This is a genomic window from Photobacterium proteolyticum, from assembly GCF_001939735.1.
Lineage (GTDB): Bacteria > Pseudomonadota > Gammaproteobacteria > Enterobacterales > Vibrionaceae > Photobacterium > Photobacterium proteolyticum.
The window spans coordinates 81,122-107,604 of the sequence record NZ_MJIL01000096.1; the positions used below are offsets into that span (position 1 = coordinate 81,122).

The following is a 26,483-nucleotide window of genomic DNA, read 5'->3' on the forward strand; positions in this document are numbered from 1 at the left end:
CGACGGGTGATCGGTGTTATTCTCGGAATACACACAGGGTAAGGTGCCGTCGCCGGGAGGGCGTTATAGGTTCGGTTAGCAGCGGAACGTGAAATGGATTACCGATAGACATTGTTATCAGCAGCAACAGTATTCCGATGCTGATCAGGGCATGATCCAGCGACTGCTGGTGAAGCTGGAGCAGATGGTCGGTTAAATCACACTTCTTTTCTACGGCGTGGGAGGGTGTCTCCAGATCATGGTGCGAGTCCAGGCTTGTCTGGGTATAAAGCGGGCACGAGGAAACCATCCCGATGTTTTGTCCGGAACAGACAAAGACAACCAGTAATACTAACCATAATGACCACTTAGCACTTTGGTGACGACTTACCTTGCGACCCATATAGATCCCCTGCGCTGCAATGAAGCTATGACTGTCCAAGTTGGCCATAGTTTCGATTCAGGCACATTTTCTTTGTTTTACTGCCTGACTGCAAGTTGGGAGCAGAAACCCATAGTGCAGTGTGTATGGACTGAATAGGTCGTTGTCGAGAGGCAGGTATACGCAGCAATGATTACCAAACCGCAGCTGCGTATGATTTTGCGGGTACTCACTTTATGCTGTTGAGCATAAAGTTGATGACTGGATCGCTGTTATCAACCTGTGTCAGTGCCTTGGGAAGATAATCCGGCCTATGTAATATCTCCCGGGTGATTAGCTCATCCAGCAGAGGCTTGAACTCAAATCCTGTTTTGCCGACAAATAATGAGGCCAAGTCTCCCTGCCGATAATAGATCAGTGCATCTCTGAGCCCTTTCAGGTAGAGGTAATCTTTGGTAAAGCCGCCTCCCCGATAGGCTCTTGCTGTGATAGTAAATGCATCATCCGAACTTAAGCCGTGCTCTGTCACCAGACTGTTGTATGTTTCGTTAAAGCTCTCGCCTCGAACCATCTTATCAACGGCTATCACCCGTAACGCGAGTGTTTTGAGTCGGTGCAACGGGAAGCTGCCCGACAGATGCTCGCACAAGATAGCCAGTCCCTCCTGCGTATGGGTGTTACCCGGTAGCCCGAGTTTGAGCACCTTCAGCGGTTGCTTGTCGGCATTGACGCTGGTCACCATATGCACACCGAGTTCATGGTGGATCAGTGCATTGAGATCGGTTGGTGAGAACTGGCAGCTCATATTGACCTTGATGTGTCGCCCGCTCACCATAGCTCGTGCAATTAGCTGCTTTGAACCGACAATCTTGCACGAGATCCCATACTCTTCTGCAGCCGTTTTGAACATGCCAATCGCGTCAGACGCGCTGATGCTAGGAGTCTCTTGCTCCTGATACTCCCTGGCATGGAGAATAAAGTTCGCATTGGCAATATCCTGCTGATCTGGCTGGCCGTAATATTTCAGTGAGTTATACAAGAACTCCTCATGGCCGATGCTGGTCAGCAGGTCTATCCTGACCGCCAGCTGGTCAATAACCCGGCGATACATCTTTTGGATGTCGGCATCGCGGATCTCATCAACTGGCAACCGATATAATTGCTCCCTGAACTTATAGGGATCAATATCAAGCTGCCGATAGGTAAACCCTGGCAGGTAGTCATGCGGCCGATGAAGAAACCGTCGCTTTTCCTGTTTAAGGTTAGTCGGGTTGATATAGCTCAGCGTATTGATGCCCCGGGCCAATGAAAACAGTTGCCTGTCAAGTTTGATCACCTCGCGTGGCAGCTGCGATGATAATATATGGCTGCCTGTCAGGCGCTTCGCTTTGGTACGACGCTGTATGGTTGCAGCCGCATGCTCGGTGATCACCGTCTTCATGGCTTCTTTAAGCTTCTCGATAACCAGCGGGAAAGCGTCGCCGCTCATTTCATTCATGAAAACTTTCTTGATTTCGATGGGCAAGATCAGCGTGTTGGCAAAATTCTCCTTTATAAAAGCTGCCTGATAGCCTTGGCCTTTGAATACTGAATTCACTTCGGCATTCACTTCAATGTTTGGTAGTTCGACATCATTAAGAAACCCAAGCAGGAGTTCAATTTCCTTATGCCACTTACGCTTGTTAAGTTGGCTGGTGCCAAGGTTAAATACTGGTGTTGCATGCTCAATGCGCTGGTAGTTGTATGAATGAATGTCATACAGTAGACACAGGCCAAACTGACTCTCGAGTGAGTCGACCAAGCACCCCAATATGCGGTAATAGCACTGGTGTTTGCTGATCGACACGGCACGCTCATCGTCGGTTATATCCTCAGACCAGACTGACTTTCCCCAGGCCGTTTCATAGATGCAGCTCTCGATCGGGCGGTTAAGATCATACTCGTATCGAGAATCTTCTCCCTGCAGGACAATTGGCAGTGAGGAGATAAAGTCACCGGTATAGGGGTCTTCTTCATAGTACCGCTCCACTTCGCTCAGGTAGCACTTGTCGGCCAGATCACCGCGAAGGCGTTGACCGTGATGAATGGCTGTAGCTACATAAGGCTGATACTCACTGATCCGGATAACCAAGCTGCCGTCGCTAAGCTGTGCTTCGAACGGAACACGCTGCCGGATTTTCTCCAGCACTTCTGTTTCAGTAAGTCGCAGCATCAGCAATCACCTGACGGTATTCATTTTTTCGGGCAATGCCAATTTCTTTAGCGATAACGACACTCTCAACGAAGTCGATCACCTCGCGCTGTAACTTGGTCCGGTTCAGGCGGTTGATACGGGTGATCCCGCCCGGACTCAGTACATTCACCTCGACCAGCTTGCCCTTGATGACATCAAGACCAACAAAATACAGGCCGTCACGCACCAGTTTGGGGCCGATATGTTTGCAGAGTCGAAGCTCTTGCTTGGTCAGGGTGTGCTTAACCTCTTTGCCGCCAGCATGGATGTTTGAGCGTACATCGCCCGTTGCCGGTACCCGGCGCATTGCTCCGATTGGCTCGCCATTGAGCATCATGATGCGCACATCACCTTCTTCGGCGCCCTCGATATAGTCCTGGAGAATGACGTAGTTTTTGTCTTCGCCGATGTAGAAATCGAGCAGTGACTTCACACTGGACTTCGCGCTTTTCTCAACCAGGATGACCCCTTTACCGCCATAGCCGTTAAGCGGTTTCATGATCATTCGCGCGTTAGGGCTTTCGTCTAATACCCGTTCCAAGTACTCACGGTTCTTTGAAACGTGAGTAACTGGAATAAACTCGTTATTCGGATCCGGCAGCGAGGTGGTATAAAGCTTGTTGTTGGCGACGCGCAATCCGTCGATATCGTTTACGATGAATGTGTCATCGCGCACCGAGTCGAGAAAGTTCAGCGCCATGGTGTCCAGCGGCGGGTTGGCACGCATGAAGATCACGTCAAAGCCTGCCAGTGGCAGCTGTGCTTTACGAAATTCAGCCCGGCGGTAAAAACTCGGAATGTTGTTTGATACGTCGCCCTTTTTTAAGACCTTGCAAAATGCAATCGCTGTGCTGTGGCGCATAGTCAGGTTATTGGGCGTCGTGATCGCAACCGTATGACCACGGCTAGCCGCTTCGTGAATAAGGCGCAGAGTTGAGTCTGTTTCAGCTTCAACTTTGTCCCACGGATACATAACAAAACAAATTTTCATACAAGTATTACCAAAAGAGCTGTCACGAATGACAGGCAATAAAGAACTAAGCCATCACACAGTTGTGGATGGCCTAATCAGTATTTAGCGTTCAGAGTGGTGAGAAACCGTTGTCCGGTTGTTTCAAGCGTTCATTAGTAATCGAGGTCGTTCTCGATGTCGCTTTCGTTATCGTCATCGAAGCAATAGGACCGATTTCGTTGAGAAACACACAAGGTATAGCTTCTTACTTTCTGGGTCGTTTTATGGATATATTTGAGCCAGCATTTGGCAAAGTCGGACCGGACGTCAAGTTGGCCACGTATCTCTGCGAGAAACTGACGTTCGGGTTCACTGCTTGCCTTGAGAGAGCCTTCTGACAGCCCTTTCATGGTGCGGCCATAATTATGTAGCAACGTTGCTTCACTGATAGTGAAAAAACCAGATCGGTTGAAGCCGCGTGGGAAATTTTTATCGTCGTAAAATTTGCCTTCACTTCTCATTAAATTGCTTCCTGATGAGATTTGCGCAGATAGTCATGCACAAGGTCAAAGTTGTAAAACAAAGTATTTTCGTCGTGACGATAAAAATAATTGATTAAAATAAAAGGAAGCGAAGGTGTACTATCGCCATTTCCTCCTTTTTTAAAGATTGAGAACTCATTTGGATACTGAATTACTCCGGACGTTTCTTGAAGTGACGAAAACACGGCATTTCGGCAGGGCGGCAGATAACTTATTTCTCACCCAGTCGGCGGTGAGTTTTCGTATTCGACAACTGGAATCTCAGCTGGGTAATGATCTGTTTTCGAGGCAGCGTGGCAATGTTCAGCTAACGGCAGCCGGCGAGCGCCTGCAGCCCTATGCCGAGGCTATTTTGCAAACCTGGGGTAGGGCAAAGCAGGACGTTGCGCTGTCAGATAGCTTGACGAAACAGGTGACAATAGGCGCATCACCGATGTTTTGGGAGTTTGATGGAATATCTGATTGGATCAACCGGATTTATGAGGCTGAAGAAGGCTTGTCGTTGCGACTGGAGTCCGTACCTCGTCAGAGTATGGCAAAGCGTCTGCTCGATAAGAGTATTGATGTTTCAATTACCAGTGAGCCGCCGAGAATTGATAATTTACAGGTGACCAAAGTGCGGGATTTTCAACTGCAGTTGGTAACTCGGGTGCCTGACTGCACAATGGATGATCTGAATTCGCTTCCCTTGGTGTTTCTTGACTGGGGAACTCGTTTCTCAGTAGAACATAGCCGTATTAGCGAGTTGCAAAAGACACCGGTTATGCATACTCATTCCAGCAGAATGGCATTGGAATATATGCTTAATAGCCGTTCGGCTGGTTTCTTGCCGTCTCCTGTCGTCGCCCAGAGTGTTGAAGAGGGTAAGCTACACCCTGTTGCCGGGGCGCCGGTAATGGAGCAGTCTTTATTTCTGGTCTGGCGCGATGATAACGATAAATTGCCTTTGCTCCAAACTATGCTTGGCGTACCGTTTAACCAGGTGAGCGAAAGCGTTTAATCGATTTTGCTGTTTATGATGTGCAATATTATTTGTTGTACAGGTGCCAGAATCCTCTCTACTCTTCGCGCAGGGAGAAGCTAGTACTCAATGTGTCTCGGATCACGAGCTGTTGACTGCTGATAAATATTTCTCTCTGTGACGCTAAATTTTAGCATTACTGTCATAAATGACTATTACTATTCGGTAAATCTTGGTGGCGATAGCAACAGATATGCAGATTGTTACCAGTGACAACCCCGAACTTTTTATACTCTGGATATGTGTCAGGAAACGAGCATGGCAAAGTTTGATCAAAAATTCAGCAAAGGATCTAAGTCCAAACATAAATTCGATCTGGATGATGATTTTCGAGATTTCAACCAGCAGTCAAAGAAGAAAAAGCGCCGTATTGCAAGGCAGCGTGAAGAGTATACAGAGTACGACGACTATAACTATTAATTATTGCTAGCGGATTGCGGTATAATGGTGGCAGTTATATGAATCATCAAAGAGCTGTGCAATGCTAGAGAACTTAAATATCCCGACCGATATCGAAAAAGAGCCAGAATTGGCGATCCCTTCAATCGAAGAGCAAAAGCGCATCGTCGAAACGTTGAAGCGCCTGGAAGAAGCCGGTGAGCTAACACCCGAATTGCTTGAAGAGTACATGACGGGTAAGCGAGTTATCGACGAAGATAGCTAATATCGATACTGGAACTCTGAATGACTGACGGCCCCTCTGTTAAGAGGGGCCGTTTTTTATGCTTCATTTTCGAAGGATAGTCGCGTTGACGAGCTATCAAAAAGCGGGCTGCTGGCTTTTTGTCAATTTCAAACTGAAAGACTGGTAGCCCAGTAGCAAAGTACAAGGTAACAACCAGCTTAGGTGGCTGCTATAGAGAGGCAACCATTGAAGCAGAGCTTGGTCAAGCGAACCACTCACCATACCGAGTACGGCAGCAGTGTCGATACTGCCAAATAGAAAGGCCGTAAACACCAGGTACTTCAAGTGATGGTTCGCTGCGTGTGATAAAGATGCTGCGAGCACAAGGGTTATTGCGATAGGGCAGAGAACGAGGATCAAAGGCAGACTGAACGAAATAAGCTGCTCAAGTCCGACATTGGCCACAAGAGCGGTCAGTACGATAACGGCAGTGGCCGTTTTTGCAAATGGCAACCGGTAGGTTTTCTTAAAGTACTCGGCATTGGCATTGGTCAGCCCGATGACGGTTGTCAGGCATGCAGTCAGGGTAATAACAGCAAGTAGTACCTGGCCGACAGGGCCGAGTATTGCCGCTGAGTAGAGAGTCAAAATTGCGCCACCATTGCTGGCCTCGGCGGCAATCGATGAAGAGCTGGCTCCCAGGTAGCCCATAGCCAGATAACAAGTACTCATCAATACGATATAGATACCTGCGATGAAAAAACTGTAGCGCTGGATACCCGCTTGGTCTGTGATCCCTTTTTCCTTGATAGCCTGGATGATCACCCAGCCAAAAGCCACGGCTGCTATCGCATCCAATGTCATATAACCTTCTAGCAGGCCATTGACCAGCGGAGCCTGCTGATAGGCAGCAATCGCCTGGGTCGTCGAACCCTGGGGGTTATAAATGGCTGTGATAACCAGTATGCCCAGCATGGCAATCAGAGCCGGTGTCATAAACTTGCCGATGATGTCTACGAGCCTGCCCGGCTTAAGTGCCAGTATCAGGCACATTGCACAGAAGATGACGGAGAAGGGCAGAAGGTAACTTTCACTGACAAATGGCTTGAGTCCCATTTCATAGGCGACAGTAACCGCGCGGGGTAGTACGAAAGCCGGACCTAAAGTGATAAAAACCATAAGCCAGAATGTGCGATCCAACCACGGTGGGAGAGCCTGGGTGAGTTTGTTGGCAGAAGAGAGCCGCCCCAGAACGACAATAGTCAGTGCAGGCAGGCCGACAGCCGAGATCAGAAAGCCTAGCATCGCACTGAGCCAGTTCTCGCCGGCTTGCTGGGCCATCATTGGGGGAAATATAAGGTTACCTGCACCTAGAAACAGTGCAAAGGTTGTAAAGCCAATGGCCGTGATATCTCTTTTTTTCAATGGAACCACCTTCAGTCTTGTGTCAGCTGGGTGGTTAGAAAAGAGTGGTTAGGTGCTCTGTTTCCGCCAGCCAGGCTGACGAAAAACAAAAGCCGTCAGCGTCAGGAAATGACGACGACGACAGAGACAAGTGCGCAGGAAGCTGAACAAGATAAAACTTGCGGGCAATCGGACTGATTATTAATCATTGAGTTGCGCATACTACACACTTGGAGTTTGAATAAGTGGGATTAACATAATGTGGGTTTTGATCGATGTAAAGATTTATTTTGTACTGCATATGTACTGGTAACTCAGACTATTATTCTGCCCGCTTTGGTTCTGAATTTAAGTGATTGATATTAAAGTAATTACTAGAAAGTGGGGAGCGGCATCCGGATAATATGCCGCTTGCTGCCTGGCGTTAGGCTGATTTGTGGCTTAATAGCTTGTTGAGTTCGTTCAGTGTGGAAACTTGGTAATTTGGCTTGATCCCTTCAGGAGCCTGATGACCATGGGTATTTAGCCAGCAAGTATGGATACCGGCATTTATTCCACCCAGAATATCTGAGTGCGGGTTGTCACCCACCATCAGGACCTCATCTTTGTCCGGATGCCCCATTTGGGCTAGGGCAAAATCAAAGATACCGCGATCTGGCTTCGCGATGCCGACTTGTTCCGAGATGACCAATGTCGAGAAGTAGTCTTGGAAGCCGGTGCGCTCGAGCCTAACTTGCTGAAGTTCTGTAAAGCCGTTGGTGATAATCCCTAACTCTGCCCGATCCTGAAGGCTGTGCAGCAATTCTTTGGCGCCGGGCAGCGGGGCACAAATGTCGGCCATTGCGGTCAGAAAAGCGCTGTTGATAAATTGTGTTGTAACCTTGAGCTCCTCTGCCCACGTCTGAAAGCGGATGTTTTGTAGTTGCTGAGCTGTAATGACACCATCTTGGTAATCAACCCAGAGGGGCTTATTGATTCGTTGGTATTCTGCATAGTCGTCTTGGGTAAACTCGATACCTAAACGCGAAAACATCAATTTCAGTCCTTGAAATGCATCAAAGTGAAAAAGGGTTTCATCTGCATCAAAGAGTATCCACTTATATTTCATTTATTTTCTTCCGATCTTTGGTTCGCATCAGGTTGGTGTGGATAGATAATACCGCAATTAATACTCAATTTTCTCTCTTAATTGCATAAATGCTAGTTGAATATGAAGCTGTAGGCTTAATCTGCCTGTCTTTTTGGATATACCCATAAGTGGTTATATGCGCTTAATTACAATGTCTTGCTTGCTATCCTGATTATTTAACTATACTTGGGAGTATGGAAATAAAGGCAAGGAGAGCCTCCGCTGATCTGCAATTGTTTCTTTAATCTAATGCTAAGGAGTAACATTGAATGGTTGATGAAATACAGTTCTATGAGCCAAATGAAAGCCACGGATTCTTATCAAACTTCGCGTCTAGTCCTATTACATTAAGTGATATTGTATGGCCAACAAGTGAGCATTACTATCAGGCGCAGAAGTTTGTTGAACCTGAGATTCAGCAGCAGATTTTAAAGGCGGAAACACCAGACTTGGCATTTAGCTTAAGTCGCCAATATGCCGACAAGGTAAAAGAAGACTGGATGGACGTTCGCACGGCGGTGATGCGGTTCATTGTATTTGAGAAGTTCCGCCAAAACCCTCGTCTGGCGCATTTGCTTGTCAGTACGGGCGACAGTGTAATTAAAGAGCATTCGCATAAAGATGACTTCTGGGGAGATGGCGGGGACGGAAGCGGCCGCAATGAGCTTGGTAAGATTCTGATGGATGTGCGCGATTATTTTGCGAAGAAGGAGCCGTTTAATCTTGTCCACTTTGTTGATAGTGCTAAGCTTCCAACGCAGTGGGGAACCTTTCAGATGTACGGCTTTATTGAGCAGGCAACCGGTAAGGAACACTTGGCGCTAGTCTATGGCGAACTGGATCCGGATTCGCCGCCTTTGATCCGTTTGCACTCGGAATGCCTGACCGGTGATGCCCTGTTTAGTGCCCGGTGTGATTGTGGCTTCCAGTTATCCAGAGCAATGGAGAATATTGTCACAGCCGGCAGTGGCGTCTTGTTTTATTTGCGTCAGGAAGGGCGTGGTATAGGCTTAATTAATAAAATTCGCGCCTATCATCTCCAGGATGACGGCGCAGATACGGTAGAAGCTAATGAGCGATTAGGCTTTGCTGCGGATATGCGTGATTATTCTTTCTGCCGGGGAATGTTGAGTTTTCTAAATATTAAATCGGTCAAGTTGATGACGAATAACCCAATAAAAGTAAAAGCATTGACCAGCGCCGGAATTAATATAGACAAAAGGGTTCCTTTGCAGGAAGGTAATAATCCTCACAATGAAAACTACTTGAAAACGAAGGCGTCAAAACTTGGGCATATGTTTGACGAGGAATTTATAAAGTAGTTGTTATATATTCGAACAAAAGAATATAAAAACGCAGCGTACGCTGCGTTTTTTAATTTATTATGAACGTGGTAATTAACTACCAATCATCAGAAGTAGCTTTTAACAATATCATCAATAGCTCCTGAGGTTTTTAATTCTTTTAGTTTTGAATTTATAAAGCTCTGCATGTTTTTGTCCATTTTTGGATCAAAAGCGAGGTAAATTGGATAGTCAGGAATGACAGAGCTGAAGGGTTGTATCTCATATTGAGATAAGTTCTGGTTTTGCTGTGACAGGTTATATTTTACTCGTGATTCCATTTCGACAAACGCCGTATCCCCCGGGAGCTTTTTGATCACACGAAATGCCGCGCTGTAATCTTTAACTCTTAGCTCTTCGACGTTTCCAGATTCGAAGTAAGGCGTCAGTTGTGGATAGTCAAAGCCATGCAGTAATACGACAACCCTGTCACTCATGTCTTGCATTGAGTTGAATTCAAATGGATCCTTGTTGCTGCTAACCAGTACGTGCTTGACGTTATAAATTGGAATGTCGGACAAGTTTTCAGCCTGAACGCCTCCCCAACCAGGGCTGCCGTAGGTGACCCAGTTGGGTTTTCCGCCTGCTTCGAGTAGCGAAATCATTCGGTTAAAAGGGTAAGTATGATAATTAATGTCATATTGGCTGCCTTTAAAGATAGCCCTGACGATATCCGTCACAATACCGCTATGATTATCGTTTCCTTTCTCAATTTGGAACGGACTGGCCTGCTTGGCGATGACGTAATAATTAATAGATTCCGCATTTATTGCAAAGCTTGAGCAAGATAACGTTAATGCGGTTGCAATAGGGAAAAATTTATTCATTTTGTGTCCTTACCTTAACTATCCAGTTGAAGAAGCTATTATTATGTTAGTAGAAGAAGGATAAGATGCGAGTTTAAGGATGAATAAAACGTATCAGGAAATAAAGCCCAGGCGGAAAATGGGCATAGCTAGGCAAATTCTCTTTTCAATTTTGTTAATTAGCTCACTTTTTACCTTGTTTACGACTTGCTTGAATCTATACATTGATTACAAGCAGGACTTGGCGGCTATCGAAGAAAGATTTGTCCAAATTGAAGATAGTTACCTTTCAAGCCTGGTATCTAGCTTATGGGTGGAAGATCGCGAGCAGTTGGCCACCCAGGCTGAAGGCATTATGCATTTACCCGGCCTGCATTATTTAGAAATCACTGACAGTGACGGTGCTATTATTCGAATTGGCTCAGAGTTGCCTAAATACATGCACCAGAAGTCTTGGGACATGGTTTACAAGCTTGGTAACAAAGAGTATAACCTGGCGACTTTAACTGTTCAGTCTGACTTGTATGTTGTCTATCAGGGATTGATAGACAAGTTTATTCTGCTGTTGTTAAGCCAGGCGGTTCAAATCTTTGTTATCGCCGTCTTCATTATCCTGATCATGTACCGGTTGGTCGTGCAACCGTTGACTCAAATGTCTCGTACTGTGAGTGAGTTTGATGCTGACAAGGTGCCAAAGGCGATTCATCTGCGTGAGCGCTGGTTTGAAGACGAAATGTCCATCTTGTCGAACAGCTATAACCAATCTGTAGAACGGATCCGCGAGCATTATTATCAGCTCGAAGAGGCGCGGGAATATGCGGAACAAGCCAACCGTAAGAAAAGCGAGTTTTTGGCCAATATGAGCCATGAAATTCGCACACCAATGAACGGGATCATTGGTCTATCCAGCCTGATGAAAGAAATGGATATGCCACAGGAGCAAAAAGAGTATGTGAATATGCTCAATACCTCTTCACTCTCGCTGCTGGATCTTATTAACGATATTTTGGATTTTTCGAAAATAGAAGCTGGTCGACTTGAGCTGGAACATAATGTACTGAATCTGTTCGAGCTGAATAAAGAGGTGGAATCTGTCTTTTTGGTAAGGGCGGCCGAGAAAAGTCTGGCTTTCCGCTGCTCGATTGACCGAAATATCAGCCCGATGCTGCTGGGTGATGCGACCAAGCTTCGTCAGGTACTAAATAATTTGGTTAGCAACGCCATCAAGTTTACTGAAAAAGGATTCGTTAACCTCTATATCCACCGTGAAGATGAAGATCACAAGTCCGTCTCGGTCAGGTTTGAAGTGTCTGACAGCGGTATCGGTGTCCCGGCTGAGATGCACGAGGCTATTTTCGAGAAATTCCAGCAAGCCGATGGTAGTACTACCAGAAAATATGGTGGTACCGGGCTTGGGCTCGCTATCTGTCGCGAGATCATTCGGTTGATGGGCGGAGAGCTGGAGCTAAGCAGTAAACCCGGTAAAGGCAGTAAGTTTTCATTCGTACTTAGGTTGGAAAAAAATATCTTGCCGACAGCCTCCAGTGCTGACGTCAAGTTGCTGTCGGATCTTTCGGTGCTCCTCGTCGATGACAGTATGCTAAATATGAGGATCACCTCTGCCCAATTGAGTAATTTCGGGGCGAAATCGACTTGTTGCGAAAATGCCACCGAGGCTGCGGACTTTGTGTTGCAAGCGATTCGCACTAAAAAGCCCTATGACTTGATCGTGATTGATAAAATCATGCCGGAAATTAATGGTTTTGAATTGGCTAAGCAACTTAGGATTCAATTTGCAGCTCGTTGCCCGAAAATGATGATGATCTCGGCAGGACCAGAAGTCGGAGACGAAGAAAAAGCCAGAAAATCCGGGATTCGTTCATATTTGGCGAGGCCATACAAAGAAGCCAATTTAAAATGGGCCGTCCAGCAGGTTGTCCGAAGCAATGACATTGATATGACAGAACTTGATAATGATTTGCTGACTGTGTCTGACAACCAACAGCTTCTTAAGCCAATGCAAACAATGCCTGAGGCTTATTTACGGGCTAGCAAACAATCCTCTCGTTATAAAACCGCTGGAAATTCAGATGTCTCATCCGGCACCTCGTCTGAACTGATGATGTTGCAGGAGCAGGACGATAAACATGAAAATAGGCAGGTTAGGGTCTTAGTCGTAGAAGATACGGTGGTCAATCAGAAAGTTGCCCAAATGATGTTGGAGAAGTTAGGCGCTAAGGTTGATATTGCCGATAATGGCCAGATTGCCGTTGCGAAATACAGTAAGGAAGAGTTTGATCTTATTTTCATGGATTGCCAAATGCCGGTACTTGACGGGTTTAAAGCCACAGCGACAATTCGTGAATTAGAACCAGAGGGGAAGCGAATACCGATTATTGCCCTGACGGCCAATGTGGTGAAAGAAGAAAAAGACAAGTGCTATGACGCGGGTATGGATGATTTTGTATCGAAGCCTGTAAGCCAGCAGATGTTGGCAGCAATGTTAGAAAAGTACTGGTCATCATCCTGACCTAGCAGCGTGAGTCGATTGCATTAAGCCGGGAGCGGATATCGCTCCCGGCAATATTATGCTGCTTGCCGGGAAAGGCTATAGTTAGCGCTATGGTTATACAAGTTAACGACGACAGTAAGCGTATCCTGGCGTGCATCTTCCGAAATGTCCTGGATGACGTAAAAATCTGAGTCTTTGTATTTCAGGTTTGAATCCACCAATCGTAACAAGCTGTCTTCGATATCTCCTTGAATTTCTATTGTCTCGATCAGTTCAAACTGACCAAATTCAACTTCAGAGGGAGAGAGTAGCTCAGGGGAAGCCAGTGAGCTGGCTGATGCTCCGAGAAGGAGAAGAGTAAAGAGAGCGCGCTTTATCATGCTGGACCTACAAATGTTGCTTGGCTGTAGGACAACTTTGCCATATCAGGATTTTTTTAATGTCAGAGAACCGTCAAACAGTCCATGTTTAACGGTGATTTTCGTAGAGTTTTTCAAGGGCAACCGACAGGCCGTTTTCCGTAACGATCCTGATATGTGATTTATTCAGTTTTCTGACATTGCTAGCGCCACATGAATGGGCGATTAGCCCGATGCCGTAGTGGATATATTTGTTGTAGTTAGCCACCCGCTGTGTTTTATCTTCGACGTTGAGGCCTTGCTGCAGCCGCTTGTTATGGGTTGTGATCCCCGTCGGACAAGTATCTTTATTACATTGCAGAGCCTGAATACAGCCCAATGCGAACATATGGCCTCTGGCAGATACTACAAAGTCGGCACCGAGTGCTATCGCCCAGGCGACTTTCGATGGAGTAATTAACTTACCGGAGGCGATGATTTTGACCCGACCTTTGAGCTGTCTTTGTTCTAGTAAACTGACAACAAGAGGGAGGCTTTCCTTGAGCGGCAGACCGACATAGTCCAACAAAGGCTGAGGGGCGGCACCGGTACCACCGTCGGCACTATCAATGGTAATAAAGTCAGGGGCACTTTTCGCTCCCCTTCGCTCTATTTCATCGAGGAGATCGTTGAACCATTTCAGTGAGCCGAAAACAGCCTTGAAACCGACGGGCTTGCCGGTTATTTCTCGGATCTGATTGATCCTGTCCAGAAGTTCACCAACAGATCGGATATCGTTATGGCCATTGGGGCTAATAGAGTCTTGTCCTTCGGGAATACCGCGAATTTGGGCGATTTCTGCTGTTACCTTCCTACCAGGTAGCATACCGCCTTTTCCTGGCTTGGCTCCTTGGCTAATTTTGATTTCGAACATTTTCACTTCTGGGTGCGAAGCTATTTCCTGAAGCTTCTCTGCGCTTAAGTTGCCGTTTTCGTCTCGAACACCGTATTTGGCCGTACCAATTTGAAAGACAATGTCGGCTTTACCCTCTAGGTGGTAAGGGCTAAGGCCTCCTTCACCGGTGTTCATCCAGCAACCGGCAAGGCGAGCGCCGTTTGACAGCGCCCTGACCGCTGGCTTGGATATGGCACCGTAGCTCATACCGGAAATATTGAAGATTGACCTGGTGGTATAGGGAATGCGACAGGACTCGCCAATTGTCACGGCGGCAGGTTTGACTGCATCTTCTTCCAGAGTTGGAAAGGCACAGTTCATGAACATGATGGTACCTGTTGGGTCCAGGCTACGGGTAGAGCCAAAAGCAAGGGTGCGGTCAACATTCTTTGCGGCTTTATAGACCCAGCTACGTTCAGCCCGGTTGAAGGGCATTTCCTCACGATCCATGGCAAAGAAATATTGTCTGAAGAACTCTCCTTGCTTTTCAAACAGATAGCGAAAGCGGCCTATAACAGGGTAGTTGTGTCGTATGGCATGCTTGTGTTGCCGGATGTCGACAATGTACATGTAAATAACAAGTAGCCCGCCCAGCCCAAGGGTGAAGATGAACAGGCCGGAGAGAAAATCGATACTCAGTAGAATAAAGTCACCCATAGCTTACCTCTTTACTGTTAGTGCTGTGGTTCAGGTACACGTGTATTCCTTTTCGATATCCACTGATTGAGCGCGCTTAAAGTTAGCGAGATGCAATTTGGCTATAAATTCAATAGCTGCATTAAACCTAGTTGAATTTTGTTTGTTGGTATAAAGAACGGGCAGGGGAGAGATTATTTCAAAAGGATAAAGAGGGCACGGTGTGTGCCCTGGTAATTAAGAGGGAGCCGGTGAAACCGATACTAAGCAGTCGCGCTGACTTTTTCTGCCCCGCGTAGCATGGCATGAATAAGCTCATTGGCTTCAAACTTGGTGAGTGCTTCGTGAGCACCGACCTGGTGAGCCTGGGAAACACTGATTTCACTCGATAGAGAAGTATGCAGAATAATGTAGGCATGGTTGAGTTTGCTGCTATTCTGGACCTCGAAAGCAAGCTCATAGCCGTCGAGCCCAGGCATTTCAATATCACTGACCAAAATGTCGAACGGACTGCCAACATCAGCCGCATGCTCAAGCATGCTAAGTGCATCACTGCCGTTGGTTGCAATGAAGTAGGGAATACTAATGCTATCAAGCGCCTGAGATAGCTGGCGCCGAGCCACAGCGGAATCATCAACCAGCAATATTTTGAGCGGGCGAAGGATCTCGCGCTGAACATCGGTGAGTACTGGATGCAGACTGTCTGGCGTATCTGGAAAAACTTTCGAGAGCAGTAACTCGACATCAAGCAGCTGAATAAGCTTGTTATCGACTTTCATAACGCCGGTGACAAATACATTGCTTCCCAGCGCGCTTGGTGGCGCATCAATGTTGTGCCAGTTACATTCTGTAATTTTATTGATGCCGCGTACCAAAAAACCGACAAGCATACGGCGACAGTCAGTGATGATAATGTAGCAGTCTTTCAATTCCTCTTTGCTGAGCGGCGGGTAACCTACGGCCTTAGCCATGTCGATCACTGGCAATGTGTCGCCACGCAAATTGGCAGCCCCTAATACTGTCGGGTGTGAATGCGGAATAGCCGTCAAAGGCGTATAAGGGACAATTTCTTTTACCTTCAGCGTTCCAATAGCAAAAGACTGGAGCGATGTTAATTGAAAAAGCAGCATTCCCTGAGATTGATTCGTTGCGGTTTTGATCATTTTCAATCCCTGTAAGCGCGTTAGAAATTACTCAGATATATAATCCACTATAGTAGCTTTTTATGACGTTAATAGGAATTGATGTTATTGAGTTTGTTGTAAATTTATGAGAACTGTGAGGCATAGTGAATACAGAACAAATAGCGGTGATTCCTTTATAGAATGCCGTGTTTTAAATTACTTTATTATCATTTGTCATACTTTTTTGTGGATCTTATTTGGTTTTATGAATCATCTTGTTGGTTTTGTCTGATCATGGAGCTAAATATCTGGCTACTTGGAATGTAATTAGAACGAATGCCATTTTGTTTACAAAAATTGCACATATTTCCTAGAAGTATTATTAAAATTTTTCAATAATTTTCGCGAAACAAAAAAACTTCACTAACAATGATTACGAACTCTTAGGAGAGAGGCTTTCGGACGATGGTTTCTTTGTTGTAGGGCAAATAGCTTCTGATTGTGTAAACGTAAACCATGCCTGAATGCAGCTAACAAAGAGTCACTTGTGGGTCTCGATAACAAAAAGTCGTACCCGGATGATTTTAGTAATGATGACGTGGAGTAAAACATGAAAAAGGGATTGAACCTGAGCAAAGTTGCCGGCGCTGTTGCCGCTATGTTGTTAACAGGGGTAGCCAGTACCGCTCAGGCGGCACCGACACATGATAAGAATGTGATCGGTTACCTCACCCAGTGGGAAGCCTGGAAGGGGCCGAACGAAGGATTTAGTGTCAAAGGTGAGGCCACCCACCTGAACGTAAATATGGATATTTACTCTATCCTCAACTTCTCATTCTTTGGTGTTGCTAAAGACGGTTCGCTGCATAGTGGTGATTTACGAAATAAAAACATCTATCAACCGACGGCTGTTCAGGAACCCGGACCTCTGCTCCACCCAGATGTTTATTCTAGCTGGGATTTCCATATTCTTTGGGGTGAGCTTGAGTATGTTCACCAGTTCCCGGTCAACGAACCATGGAATCAGGAGCAATACCTCAAGGTTAAAAACCAAGGTTTTGTACAGCATGGAAATGGCTGGTTACATGAGCCGACAGGCATCACAGGACAGTTCCCAATCCCTCTGAAAAAAGCAGGCGGTGCACCAGGCCTTATCGATCTAGCCCATTCTAAAGGTGTGAAGGTCATGGCATCTCTGGGTGGCTGGAGTATGTCGAAACACTTCCCTGAAACGGCGCAAGACCCAGTCAAGAAAGCACGCTTCCTGGCTGATGTCGATAAGCTGATGGCATTAGGCTTTGACGGGATTGATATTGACTGGGAATTCCCGGGAAGCGGCGGTATGAATTTCCCGGGTAGTCCGCGAGATTTTGCTGATTTCGAACAGTTGATGGAAGATATTCGCGAGCGAATTGGCCCGAACAAATTGCTAACGGCTGCTTTCTCGGCTGCACCGAATAAACTTGAGGGTTATAACTGGCCCCGCCTTGTTGCCTCCATGGATTATTTCAACATGATGACCTACGACCTTAACGGTGGATGGTCAAATGTAGCCGGACATAACTCGCCGCTATACGGATATCCGGAGGAAGAATTCGCTGAATTCAACCTCGATTATCTGCGAAACTGGATGGCAGCCAAAGGCGTTCCTTCAAACAAAATTAACTTTGGTGCTGCGTTTTATGGCCGTGGTGTACAAACGACCGAGCCAGTGGCGTATGTCGGTGCCCCGACCGAGAAACGTACCGTCAACTTCAGTGTCGATGGTCCGACAAATTCAGCGGCAGACATGGATAACTGGAAAGCTTTCGAAGGGCAGCCAAACTATAACTACATCATGAACAAGCCTGGCTGGGAGCATAAGTGGGATGCCAATGCCGAAGTACCGTATGCGGTGAAAGGCAAATACTTCCTTAGCTATGATGATGTACCTGCTATCGAGAAGAAGGCCCAGTACATTGTCGATAACAACTTGGGTGGTGTGATTGTCTGGCAGGTCCATGGTGATATTAAGTGTGAGGGCACCTTTATTAACCATGGCGCTAACCTTAAGGAGTGTACCAAGCTAAGCTCGCCACTTGCCGAGGCTGTTGATCGTGTATTCAGCGCTGGTACGGTACCAAATAATGCGCCTGTACTAACTGTCCCTGCGGCCCAGTCGGCTAACTCCGGTCAGGTGATCAGCTTCGTTGTTTCTGCAACCGATGCGGATGTCGGTGACAAGCTGACCTTCAGCGCAACCAATGCCACCGTTGTCGATAATGGCGATGGCAGTGCAACGGTTACCTATCAGGCTCCGAATACAGCGACTGATTTGCAAGAAGTTGTTGCCGTCAAGGTGACAGACGGCCGCAAGAGTGTAACGAAGAATGTGGCGGTGAATGTGAAAGGAACCGGAGTGGGTGGTAATACTGCTCCTGTACTGACGGCACCAGCAACGGCTACAGTAGCCAGCGGCCAACAAGTCGTGATCTCTGTTGCGGCAGATGATGCTGAAGGTGACGCGTTGTCGTATACGGTATCTAGTGGCACAGTGGCCACGACTGCGACAGGTGCTGATATTACCTTCGTTGCTCCAACAGTATCGGCAGAGACCGTGGTTAATCTTGTTGTGACTGTGTCGGACGGCCAGGCAGAATCAAGTAAAACGATTGCTGTGACAGTAACGGTAGACGCAGCAACGACTTGGGATCCTAATGCCGTCTACGTTGGTGGCGATATTGTTACCTACAATGGCGTGAAATATAAAGCCAAGTGGTGGACAAAAGGTGAGCGCCCGGATCAAAGCATGGTTTGGCAGCAAATCTGAAGCCAATCTCTAAAGTAAATAGTCACTAACCGATGATAGCCCTGCAAATGCAGGGCTATTTGCCTTGCCTGAATGACTGGCGGCAGGACAAATGTAATAGGCAGCACTATATTTAAGATGTCACTTGGGCGTTGGACATTTGATGAAGGTAGGCGACTATGGAGCTACGTAACAAGTCAGGAGATATTGCTAAGCTTGCTGATAACCTGACATTAAAAGAGATTGTTGATATGGGGTTCTCTCTGGATATCTGCGACGAGAGTTATGATCCTAATGAGCACTGGACAGTAAGCAACAAGGCACAAAAAGGTAAAGAAGGCGAATACCCATCAAGCAAATAGTGTGATAGAGAAACTTTTACAAAAGCTGGCCCTGTGCCAGCTTTTGTTCGTTTTGTTTAAGATGAAATTGAAGCTATGTGGTTGTTTAATAAGCGTTTGGCTTGGTGTTTTGTGATGTGCGTCATATTTTGAAAATCAATGCTTTATTTCAAAGCACATTCTGGACATTATGAACATGTTAGATGCAGAACATCACTACACACTTAGTGATATTAATAAAGCGGGCATCGTATAATGGCTATTACCTCAGCCTTCCAAGCTGATGATGCGGGTTCGATTCCCGCTGCCCGCTCCAAGAATTCTTCAAGAAAAGCCCACACTTAGGTGTGGGCTTTTCTGTATACGGTAAAAATACGGTAAATTCTTCAGCTCGTAGATTAGTTCTTTGATTTTATCAATGGAAATTAGCCCAAAACCACTGTTTACGTAGACTCACTTAATTGTAGTAATCATCAGCGTGACGACAGAAGGCATATTGAAGAATAGGGCAATGATAATCTGAACTGAATCATACTTGATGGTTTGTATGCCTATCAGGTATCACTTAATCTGACTGATTAAGTACTGTATATTGACTATGCTAGGTCTTAGACACCAAGTTTAATGATAGGGGACATGTGCCTGCGAAGTCCTAATAGATTTTCATAGAGCCTTTTGTTTTTAAAGCTTTTTAGACGACAAAAAGTGACGGAACATGTCCCTCATATCAAGACCAATGGAGGCTGCTCACCCTATCAACTATGGAAGTCAACTGAAGCCCATAGCTCGAACAAAATAGTTCTACCGCGTTAGATGATAAATTCGTTTAGCCTCAAGGTATCTCTACTTGGAGGGAGTACTGGAATAGGTGAAGTAAGCAACTTCCTGAACTCACGACGGAAAGAATATAATCAAGCCCTCAGAGATCGAAACTCACTCACCTGTTATGTGGATGAAGAAGCTTTACAGTCTGGAACTGTTCAGTTTACCTCGGGCGATGGAGAATCCCCACAAAATCATGAGTATTTTCGTGCTATTAGGATTACTAGATCTATTGGTTTTTCTGGCCCATCGCTTTGATTGTTTGAAGGTTAGTGTTGCAATTGAGTATCATGCATTTTGTTTTCAATCTTCTATGTTTGTGATGAAACCAAGAGATTTTCAGATAAATTACGCTCCTACTTATTGATCTAAATGGGGATTTTGTGGGGATTCCTGAGCCTCGGGCGTTGGGGATCCTTAAGCCTCGGACGACAAGGTTGAGGTTTTCAATACACTGATATAGCAATATCAATGGCGCTCTTGGTCAAGAGTAATTTCAATTTGTCATTTCGTTCGCAGCAAGACTTTAGGAGAGCTACTTTCATCTTGATAGACGCTTTAGCAAAGTGTCCACCTTAACAGCTGCACTAGTAAAGAGCGAAGACTGTCGATATTCGTGTCAAGGAATGCAGCTGACTAAAACAGTTAAAATATTCGTCACGTGAATATGCTTATGGTGTTATAGCAACTCATTTGCTACTCTGGTGTTTTGTTATTGTTTTAGAGCAAGATAGATGTTTAAGACACCCAAAAACGACACTGTTGTATCTGTTTATGAGCCTGTAGAGTTTCCTGTTGAAGATCATGAAGATCTTGCTCTAAACCTAGATGTTATAAATCTAGCTAAACAGCAAGCTCGGAAGGAATTGCCTAGTTCTAATGCATCATTGCCAGATGCTAATGAGGTCAATTTCACAAACATTATAAAAACAAAGCTAACACAAGCTGTAAACTCTGTAGACCAATCTACATCGAATCTTAAAGATGAAATAAACAGTTTAAGTGTCTCAAAAGAACTTTCCCATGCAAAAGAGATGAGCAAAGAGTTTGAGAGAGATATTTCATCCAAGTTAATGTCGAGAGTTAAAGAACTTGAGCAAAAGAAAGAAGATTTAAATTATGCTGAAGATGATCTAAACCAGTTTAAAAAGAAACATGGACTAAGACGAAGTGCCGATTACCCATTAAGTCACTGGTTAACAGTTGGAATTCTTCTAATGGCTCTTATCTTTGAAGCTTTCATGAATGGCATGTTCTTTTCGAAAGGAAGTGATGAAGGATTAGTAGGAGGTATAATTTATGCGACATTGATTGCAATAATTAATATAGGTATAGGATTCATTTTTGGTTGGTGGTTACTAAGATACAAAAATCATTGTTCAAAGTTTATATCCCTTGCTTCTATATTATCTTTTACTATCTTAATGATTATACCATTTATATTTAATTTACTTATTGGACATTATAGAGAAGCATTAGTAATAGCTCCTGACAATGCTCATAATATTGCTATAACTTCCTTTAAACAAGGTATGCTTTCTATAAGCGATATTAATTCGTGGTTGTTGTTCACGATTGGTATGATGTTTTGCTTTCTTGCCATCTACAAAGGCTATGGCTTTGATGATGCATATCCAGGTTATGGTAAAATATCTCGCCGTAAAGATAACCTGGAAGAGGAACTATTAGATGACCGAGAATCTATGCTTGATGAACTTGATGATATTCATTCTGATTATCTTGAGTCTCTCGATCAGATATACGACAATGTTGTAATAAAAGAGAAGCAGTTAAGTAACCTATGCTCTGCTTTTGATCATCAAAACAGAATTCTCAAAGGATACAAATCTCACCTTAATAATAATATTGAGTATGTCATAAATCTTTATCGAGATACGAATGAATCAGAAAGAGAAACCACGTCTCCTAATTATTTTATTTCTAGAGAGGTACCTCATATTGGAGATATTCACTTAGACATTAAATATACCGATAAGCAAGAGTCTATTAGGCAAGATAAAGAACAATTGGCTGTACTTCTTCCTGGTATAAGAAATGCTATGCTTTCATCGAAGGAAGAATACCAAACAAAAATTGATAAGATTTATAAGTCATGAGTAGAAGTAGACGTAATAAAAAGAAAGTAGCAAAACAAAAAGGTATGTTGATTACAATGTTTGCTTTTGTAATAATACTTGCTTTTGGTTATATTTATTGGGATATAAGTAAAAATAGTATCATTAGAGATAGCGAAACAATGTGTCGAACAGATGACTATATTAGTAAGGATACAGTGCTTCTAATCGATGCAACGGATAGTTTTAGTTCTTCGCAATCTATTCAAATAGAAAAAGAAGTTAAAAAAATCCTATTAAACGCAAGTATTGATGATCGCTTTTCGCTTTACGTTATTGATGACAATACTGATGATTTTAAAGAAGCCTTTTATGTATGTAACCCTGGTGATGGAAGTAATAAGAGTGAGTTAACCTCCAATAAACGGAGGCTTAAAGAAAATTGGGAAAAAACATTCTATGATCGTGTAATTAATTCTGTGAAAGAGCTAGCTGGAACACATACATCCAATACTTCACCAATAATAGAGATGATCAAGCTTGCATCATTGCAAACTCTTTACTCATCAAACGCTGATAGTAAAGAGATGATTATAATATCTGATATGCTTGAACATACTACTAAATATTCACATTATAAGAATAAGCCAAACTTTGATGAATATAAAAGATTACCATATTCGATAGAGCAAAAACCTAATCTTGATGGTGTTGATGTTAAGGTGTTTTATCTGGTTAGAACTAAAGACAGAACTAGACAAAATAGAGGTCATATTAACTTTTGGGAATTACTTGTTATGGATAATGGTGGGTATATCTCAAACGTAAAGGTGGTAAATTAAAATGACAGATGATAAAAATGAGTTAATTTCTGGAAGAAAACTGGTCAAAATTGAATTAGTATCAGTTACTAAGATGTTTCTTATTTCAGTCTTGTCTGGGGCTATTTTTATTGTTTTAGGTTTAGCTTTTAACTCCATTATACTCTCAGTTGGTGCTCCATTATTAGTAATGCTTTCTTATATCTTTTTCATGATAAGAGCAGAGAATGATCTTCCCATATCAATAGTTGGAGACAGCTTTTATTATCTTGGTTTTATTCTTACTCTCGTAGCGTTGGTCTCATCATTAGTTTTCTTATCCGTTAATGATGACGTTAACATGAACAATGTTGTTGGTAGCTTCGGTGCTGCCTTGATTACTACTATTGTAGGGTTGGTTGCAAGATTAGTAGTAACATCATTTTCAGTTCAAGCTCAAAAAAGAAGAGAACGCCTAGAAAATGAAATTGAGAAAGCTTTAAACACGTTCTCTGCCCAACTTGATTGCTTGACCACCCAAGTCGTTGCTTCTGTAACCAAAGTCCATGCTGAAACAGAAGTCTCACTTAAAGAGACATTAGAAATATACAATAAAACACAAACAGAAGTTACAGAAAACTATAAAGAGTCAATGGAAAGTGCTAGTGATGTAGTGCATTCAGCGATGATAGATTTATCAAAACGCATCAATAATATTGATGTATCTTCTGATTTGATATCGAAGCCTTTACAAAACTCTCTAAAAGATATAATTAAGACACTAGAAAACCATCAAAAAGCTTACGAGAATATCAATTCACAGATGATTTTAGCTAATGAACAACTATCGATTCAATTTAATCAATCAGGTACGTTAGTATCCGATCATGTGGATAAATTAGAAGGAGCTTTAAATGGTACAATCCAATCACAGGCACAAAAATATGAAACCTCACTTTCTGAGATTAGCAAGTCAATTTTATCTAGCTTAGGAGATATCAAAGATCTCAAACAGGATACTGAACAAGCCATTCAATCGAGCCTGTCTGAATACAAAAATCAGATTAATGCCGTTGCTGATGAACTAACTAAAATTATTGATCCAGTAAAACAATCTACTGAAAATTTGACTAAGCAACAAACCGATATTTCTACTGGTATGGACAAACTTGTCAAATTAACCTGTGAAATGAACTTGTTAATTGATGCTACTAAACAAAGTTCTTCAAATGTACTTGATACCAGAAATGAGTTGAGTGATCTGGCAAAAGCTATTAACGAAGCCAAACAAAATATCGAGGAAATGGGTATTGTAAGTAAAGAATCTATGAATAGGCTGAGTGCCGCTGCTAATGCTACTGAAGAGTCAAGCAGCCAAGTTGCTAAAGATATTTCGACCGTTTACCAGCAATTAGCGTTACAAATAAAAGGCTTGAAGGGGATTTCATAATGAATGTTTTCGTTGAGGAAAATTCAAATTCAATTATTGATACTTCTTTGACTGAGTTATCTTTTATTTTTTTCTTTATTTTACTAATGGTATCAGCTTGGCAGATCAACTCTGTTTCCGAAGAGCTAGAATTATCTCATGAAAATCAAGAAACCCTTAAGCAAGAAGTATTGTCGCTCAGCGAAAGTCTAAAAGTAGCTTCTGAGTTTGCTGCATTATCTGATGAGTATGATCCTGAATCACTATTTATCGAGCTTGCAGAAGCTAGAAAAGCGACTCAACAACTCGAATCCACTCTCCAAGAAAAAACTAAACTTGAAGAACAATTGAAACAGTTAACACACAAAGTAGCATCCAATGAAGATGCTAAGAAGCAACTAGAGACAGCTTTACGTGAAAAAGCTGAGTTAGAGAAAACGGTAAAAAAAATAGAAGATCTTAAGCTTGATAATTTACGTCAAGAAGAACTTATTGCTTTAGTTGAAGAGTATCAAGAAATAATAGAAGCAATAGAGATTAATAATTGGGAAGGCTCTCCAAGTGAACTGATTGCATCCGTTATACAACAAAATGAAAACTATAAAGGTCAGAATATAAACTTAAGAGAAAAGATTAAGAAGATAGGTAACGGTCTCGAGCATCCACCATGCTGGGCTGATTCAGAAACAGGAAAGATACAATACTTATTTAATGTCGTTATTAATGAAGACTCAGTAGAGTTTCTAAGAGGGTGGCCTGACTCGAGAAACACACAAGCTGTTAGTAATCCAAATATTTTCAACGTAATAGGGAAGTACGACACAAATAATCGTATGTGGTCAAAAACTAAGGGTATATTCTCAGAGTCAGTAAAACTTGAGTGTCGACACTTTGTTAGGATATATGATCACTCAGAATCAAAACGTGCTTTTCTACGTTACTTACTTGGTGTTGAAAATCATTTTTACAAGTACCTTAGCAGGAGAAAACTATCTAATGCAAACCAAATCTAGAACTCCATTGGAAGAAAGTAGAGAGCTTTTTTTTTCTGAGCATAATTCAATTACACATTATATTACTATTTTAACTATTGAAAAGAACTCTAGTAAAAGTAAAATTTTTAGACTTGCCGTGATAAAATTTTTTCGTCAATTTTTAAAGAAGTTCTGATTCAGAATCGAGATGAATGGCATGCTTGTCAACTATATAAGTATAAGATTACTGAACTAGTTGAATTAACTGCCCCAGTAAGATTGAACAGAGAGTTAAGCGACATTATTTTTTATAATACAACAAAGAACGGCCACACGATTCACTGAATGATCTAACTTCCTGGAAGTATCAGACGAAAAATTCACAGGCTGAACACTCTAATTATGTGTGTAACTGATTAGGGAAGGTTTACAATAGTCCTCCGGGTAAGTAGCCTACAAGCCTTGATTCATCTAGCCTCAGCTACCTAGATGTTGTCTTTAAGCAGCTCAGTGCGACATTTTAAGCAATCAAGTAACAATTTTTTGAGCACTCTATTGCGTACCAAATTTAGCTCGGATAATCTCGAATTAACTTATAAATTGCGGGGTTATCATGTATTTATACAATAATAGAGAGTGGTGTAAAGACACGGATGGAGACAACAAACCAGTTGTAGCAATTAAACATAAGATTGATTCTGCACTGATTGACTTGGTTAATTGCGAAAACCTTATCATTTTAACTGGTCTAGGTACATCTCTTCATGTTCTTGATGACCAAGGCAATAGGCTGGCTCCGACTATGTGGAATCTATGGGAAGAGGCTGTCAAACGTGAGTCTCCAGAAGACCCTGTAATCCACGAAATACTTGATATTGTCAATTACCACCCAGAAGCAGGTAAAGAGAATATCGAAACCCTTCTTTCTCATTGCAAGCTTGCAGTTGACTACTTATCAGATGAAGTCCAAAAAGATAAAGTAGAACGTTTCGTAGCCAAGGCTGAGAAGACGATTCATTCAATGGTTGACTTCATCACTCCAGACATCATGCTCGACGTTCACTCAGACTTCCTACGCAGAGTTGCGAGAAGAGCAAATCGTAAAGTTAGAACCAAGATTTTCACAACTAACTACGATAAGTGCTTCGAAGCTGCTGGTGGTAAAGGAGGTTATGTCGTCATTGATGGGTTCCGGCGTTTTTCAAGGTAGTTGTCGCCTAATCATGTTTAAGCAGCTTGTTCCAACTGCTCGTTTATATCTGGTTTCTCTGGG

22 protein-coding genes and 1 tRNA gene are annotated in these 26,483 nt (G+C 43.5%); 13 read left to right on the plus strand and 10 right to left on the minus strand.

The features are described from left to right. Window positions 1–16 precede the first annotated feature (16 nt). From BIT28_RS25275 to BIT28_RS25290, 4 genes are all read right to left on the minus strand, one after another. Entirely contained in the window at window positions 17–430 is a 414-nt protein-coding gene (locus BIT28_RS25275) for a hypothetical protein (RefSeq protein WP_083652151.1), read from the minus strand. Window positions 431–590: 160 nt separating this feature from the next. Beyond that, entirely contained in the window at window positions 591–2,573 is a 1,983-nt protein-coding gene (locus BIT28_RS25280; protein WP_075767731.1) for a flavohemoglobin expression-modulating QEGLA motif protein, read from the minus strand. Further along, on the minus strand, window positions 2,557–3,585 hold the full coding sequence (gene gshB / locus BIT28_RS25285; protein WP_075767732.1) for a glutathione synthase: 1,029 nt from the start codon (window positions 3,583–3,585) through the stop codon (window positions 2,557–2,559). The genes BIT28_RS25280 and gshB overlap by 17 nt, the downstream gene beginning before the upstream one ends. Before the next feature lie 134 nt (window positions 3,586–3,719). After that, window positions 3,720–4,067, minus strand: a complete 348-nt coding sequence (locus BIT28_RS25290; RefSeq protein WP_075767733.1) for a MaoP family protein — start codon at window positions 4,065–4,067, stop codon at window positions 3,720–3,722. 160 nt (window positions 4,068–4,227) lie between these two features. Between BIT28_RS25290 and hdfR the strand changes: the two genes are divergently transcribed. The 3 genes from hdfR (at window position 4,228) to BIT28_RS25300 (ending at window position 5,773) form a co-directional block, all read left to right on the plus strand. Further along, window positions 4,228–5,088 (plus strand): HTH-type transcriptional regulator HdfR, encoded by an 861-nt coding sequence (gene hdfR, locus BIT28_RS25295; RefSeq protein WP_075767734.1) that lies wholly within the window; start codon window positions 4,228–4,230, stop codon window positions 5,086–5,088. Between the two features lie 279 nt (window positions 5,089–5,367). Then, window positions 5,368–5,529, plus strand: a complete 162-nt coding sequence (locus BIT28_RS29740) for a hypothetical protein (protein WP_175577612.1) — start codon at window positions 5,368–5,370, stop codon at window positions 5,527–5,529. Between the two features lie 61 nt (window positions 5,530–5,590). After that, window positions 5,591–5,773: a restriction endonuclease subunit S domain-containing protein gene (locus tag BIT28_RS25300; RefSeq protein ID WP_075767735.1), complete on the plus strand. Its 183-nt coding sequence runs from the start codon at window positions 5,591–5,593 to the stop codon at window positions 5,771–5,773. A 96-nt stretch (window positions 5,774–5,869) separates the two neighbouring features. Here BIT28_RS25300 and brnQ read toward each other — a convergent pair whose 3' ends face one another. Both brnQ and yjjG read right to left on the minus strand, forming a co-directional pair. After that, on the minus strand, window positions 5,870–7,159 hold the full coding sequence (brnQ, locus tag BIT28_RS25305) for a branched-chain amino acid transport system II carrier protein (protein ID WP_075767736.1): 1,290 nt from the start codon (window positions 7,157–7,159) through the stop codon (window positions 5,870–5,872). Between the two features lie 403 nt (window positions 7,160–7,562). Next, window positions 7,563–8,246 (minus strand): pyrimidine 5'-nucleotidase, encoded by a 684-nt coding sequence (gene yjjG, locus BIT28_RS25310; RefSeq protein ID WP_075767737.1) that lies wholly within the window; start codon window positions 8,244–8,246, stop codon window positions 7,563–7,565. A gap of 290 nt (window positions 8,247–8,536) precedes the next feature. Between yjjG and ribA the strand changes: the two genes are divergently transcribed. Beyond that, window positions 8,537–9,589, plus strand: a complete 1,053-nt coding sequence (gene ribA, locus BIT28_RS25315; RefSeq protein WP_075767738.1) for a GTP cyclohydrolase II — start codon at window positions 8,537–8,539, stop codon at window positions 9,587–9,589. 89 nt (window positions 9,590–9,678) lie between these two features. On the opposite strand, the gene BIT28_RS25320 is transcribed toward ribA, so the two are convergent. Further along, a complete protein-coding gene (locus BIT28_RS25320; protein WP_075767739.1) occupies window positions 9,679–10,437 on the minus strand; it encodes a substrate-binding periplasmic protein in 759 nt (252 codons plus the stop codon). Between the two features lie 79 nt (window positions 10,438–10,516). Between BIT28_RS25320 and BIT28_RS25325 the strand changes: the two genes are divergently transcribed. Next, a complete protein-coding gene (locus tag BIT28_RS25325; RefSeq protein WP_075767740.1) occupies window positions 10,517–12,946 on the plus strand; it encodes a response regulator in 2,430 nt (809 codons plus the stop codon). A gap of 56 nt (window positions 12,947–13,002) precedes the next feature. Here the strand turns inward: BIT28_RS25325 and BIT28_RS25330 are convergent, their stop codons facing one another. The 3 genes from BIT28_RS25330 to BIT28_RS25340 all read right to left on the minus strand — a co-directional run bounded on the left by BIT28_RS25330 (window position 13,003) and on the right by BIT28_RS25340 (window position 16,020). Then, on the minus strand, window positions 13,003–13,308 hold the full coding sequence (locus BIT28_RS25330; RefSeq protein WP_075767741.1) for a hypothetical protein: 306 nt from the start codon (window positions 13,306–13,308) through the stop codon (window positions 13,003–13,005). An 88-nt stretch (window positions 13,309–13,396) separates the two neighbouring features. Beyond that, window positions 13,397–14,878: an FMN-binding glutamate synthase family protein gene (locus BIT28_RS25335; RefSeq protein ID WP_075767742.1), complete on the minus strand. Its 1,482-nt coding sequence runs from the start codon at window positions 14,876–14,878 to the stop codon at window positions 13,397–13,399. Window positions 14,879–15,120: 242 nt separating this feature from the next. Continuing rightward, entirely contained in the window at window positions 15,121–16,020 is a 900-nt protein-coding gene (locus BIT28_RS25340; protein ID WP_089153720.1) for a chemotaxis protein, read from the minus strand. Window positions 16,021–16,591: 571 nt separating this feature from the next. On the opposite strand from BIT28_RS25340, the gene BIT28_RS25345 reads away from it, so the two are divergent. From BIT28_RS25345 to BIT28_RS25380, 8 genes are all read left to right on the plus strand, one after another. Further along, window positions 16,592–18,790, plus strand: coding sequence for a glycosyl hydrolase family 18 protein (locus tag BIT28_RS25345; RefSeq protein WP_083652153.1), 2,199 nt, complete (start codon window positions 16,592–16,594; stop codon window positions 18,788–18,790). Window positions 18,791–18,948: 158 nt separating this feature from the next. Further along, entirely contained in the window at window positions 18,949–19,131 is a 183-nt protein-coding gene (locus BIT28_RS25350; protein WP_075767743.1) for a hypothetical protein, read from the plus strand. Between the two features lie 220 nt (window positions 19,132–19,351). Beyond that, window positions 19,352–19,426: transfer RNA gene (locus BIT28_RS25355), tRNA-Gly, on the plus strand. Between the two features lie 1,240 nt (window positions 19,427–20,666). Further along, window positions 20,667–22,049: a hypothetical protein gene (locus BIT28_RS25360; protein ID WP_075767744.1), complete on the plus strand. Its 1,383-nt coding sequence runs from the start codon at window positions 20,667–20,669 to the stop codon at window positions 22,047–22,049. Next, entirely contained in the window at window positions 22,046–22,849 is an 804-nt protein-coding gene (locus tag BIT28_RS25365; protein ID WP_075767745.1) for a hypothetical protein, read from the plus strand. The genes BIT28_RS25360 and BIT28_RS25365 overlap by 4 nt, the downstream gene beginning before the upstream one ends. Window position 22,850: 1 nt before the next feature. Next, entirely contained in the window at window positions 22,851–24,257 is a 1,407-nt protein-coding gene (locus tag BIT28_RS25370) for a hypothetical protein (RefSeq protein ID WP_075767746.1), read from the plus strand. Further along, window positions 24,257–25,249, plus strand: a complete 993-nt coding sequence (locus BIT28_RS25375; RefSeq protein ID WP_075767747.1) for a hypothetical protein — start codon at window positions 24,257–24,259, stop codon at window positions 25,247–25,249. Before BIT28_RS25370 ends, BIT28_RS25375 begins: the two co-directional genes overlap by 1 nt. Window positions 25,250–25,823: 574 nt before the next feature. Next, entirely contained in the window at window positions 25,824–26,420 is a 597-nt protein-coding gene (locus BIT28_RS25380) for a hypothetical protein (RefSeq protein WP_075767748.1), read from the plus strand. The last annotated feature ends 63 nt before the right edge of the window (window positions 26,421–26,483 follow it).

Coding starts and splice junctions, on each gene's coding strand:
- BIT28_RS25360 (WP_075767744.1), top strand. CDS start 20,667: ATGTTTAAGACACCCAAAAACGACACTGTTGTATCTGTTTATGAGCCT.
- BIT28_RS25320 (WP_075767739.1), bottom strand. CDS start 10,437: ATGAATAAATTTTTCCCTATTGCAACCGCATTAACGTTATCTTGCTCA.
- BIT28_RS25290 (WP_075767733.1), bottom strand. CDS start 4,067: ATGAGAAGTGAAGGCAAATTTTACGACGATAAAAATTTCCCACGCGGC.
- BIT28_RS25375 (WP_075767747.1), top strand. CDS start 24,257: ATGAATGTTTTCGTTGAGGAAAATTCAAATTCAATTATTGATACTTCT.
- BIT28_RS25350 (WP_075767743.1), top strand. CDS start 18,949: ATGGAGCTACGTAACAAGTCAGGAGATATTGCTAAGCTTGCTGATAAC.
- BIT28_RS25380 (WP_075767748.1), top strand. CDS start 25,824: ATGTATTTATACAATAATAGAGAGTGGTGTAAAGACACGGATGGAGAC.
- BIT28_RS25345 (WP_083652153.1), top strand. CDS start 16,592: ATGAAAAAGGGATTGAACCTGAGCAAAGTTGCCGGCGCTGTTGCCGCT.
- ribA (WP_075767738.1), top strand. CDS start 8,537: ATGGTTGATGAAATACAGTTCTATGAGCCAAATGAAAGCCACGGATTC.
- BIT28_RS25335 (WP_075767742.1), bottom strand. CDS start 14,878: ATGGGTGACTTTATTCTACTGAGTATCGATTTTCTCTCCGGCCTGTTC.
- gshB (WP_075767732.1), bottom strand. CDS start 3,585: ATGAAAATTTGTTTTGTTATGTATCCGTGGGACAAAGTTGAAGCTGAA.
- BIT28_RS25365 (WP_075767745.1), top strand. CDS start 22,046: ATGAGTAGAAGTAGACGTAATAAAAAGAAAGTAGCAAAACAAAAAGGT.
- BIT28_RS25300 (WP_075767735.1), top strand. CDS start 5,591: ATGCTAGAGAACTTAAATATCCCGACCGATATCGAAAAAGAGCCAGAA.
- BIT28_RS25275 (WP_083652151.1), bottom strand. CDS start 430: ATGGCCAACTTGGACAGTCATAGCTTCATTGCAGCGCAGGGGATCTAT.
- BIT28_RS25330 (WP_075767741.1), bottom strand. CDS start 13,308: ATGATAAAGCGCGCTCTCTTTACTCTTCTCCTTCTCGGAGCATCAGCC.
- BIT28_RS29740 (WP_175577612.1), top strand. CDS start 5,368: ATGGCAAAGTTTGATCAAAAATTCAGCAAAGGATCTAAGTCCAAACAT.
- yjjG (WP_075767737.1), bottom strand. CDS start 8,246: ATGAAATATAAGTGGATACTCTTTGATGCAGATGAAACCCTTTTTCAC.
- BIT28_RS25325 (WP_075767740.1), top strand. CDS start 10,517: ATGAATAAAACGTATCAGGAAATAAAGCCCAGGCGGAAAATGGGCATA.
- BIT28_RS25280 (WP_075767731.1), bottom strand. CDS start 2,573: ATGCTGCGACTTACTGAAACAGAAGTGCTGGAGAAAATCCGGCAGCGT.
- BIT28_RS25370 (WP_075767746.1), top strand. CDS start 22,851: ATGACAGATGATAAAAATGAGTTAATTTCTGGAAGAAAACTGGTCAAA.
- BIT28_RS25340 (WP_089153720.1), bottom strand. CDS start 16,020: ATGATCAAAACCGCAACGAATCAATCTCAGGGAATGCTGCTTTTTCAA.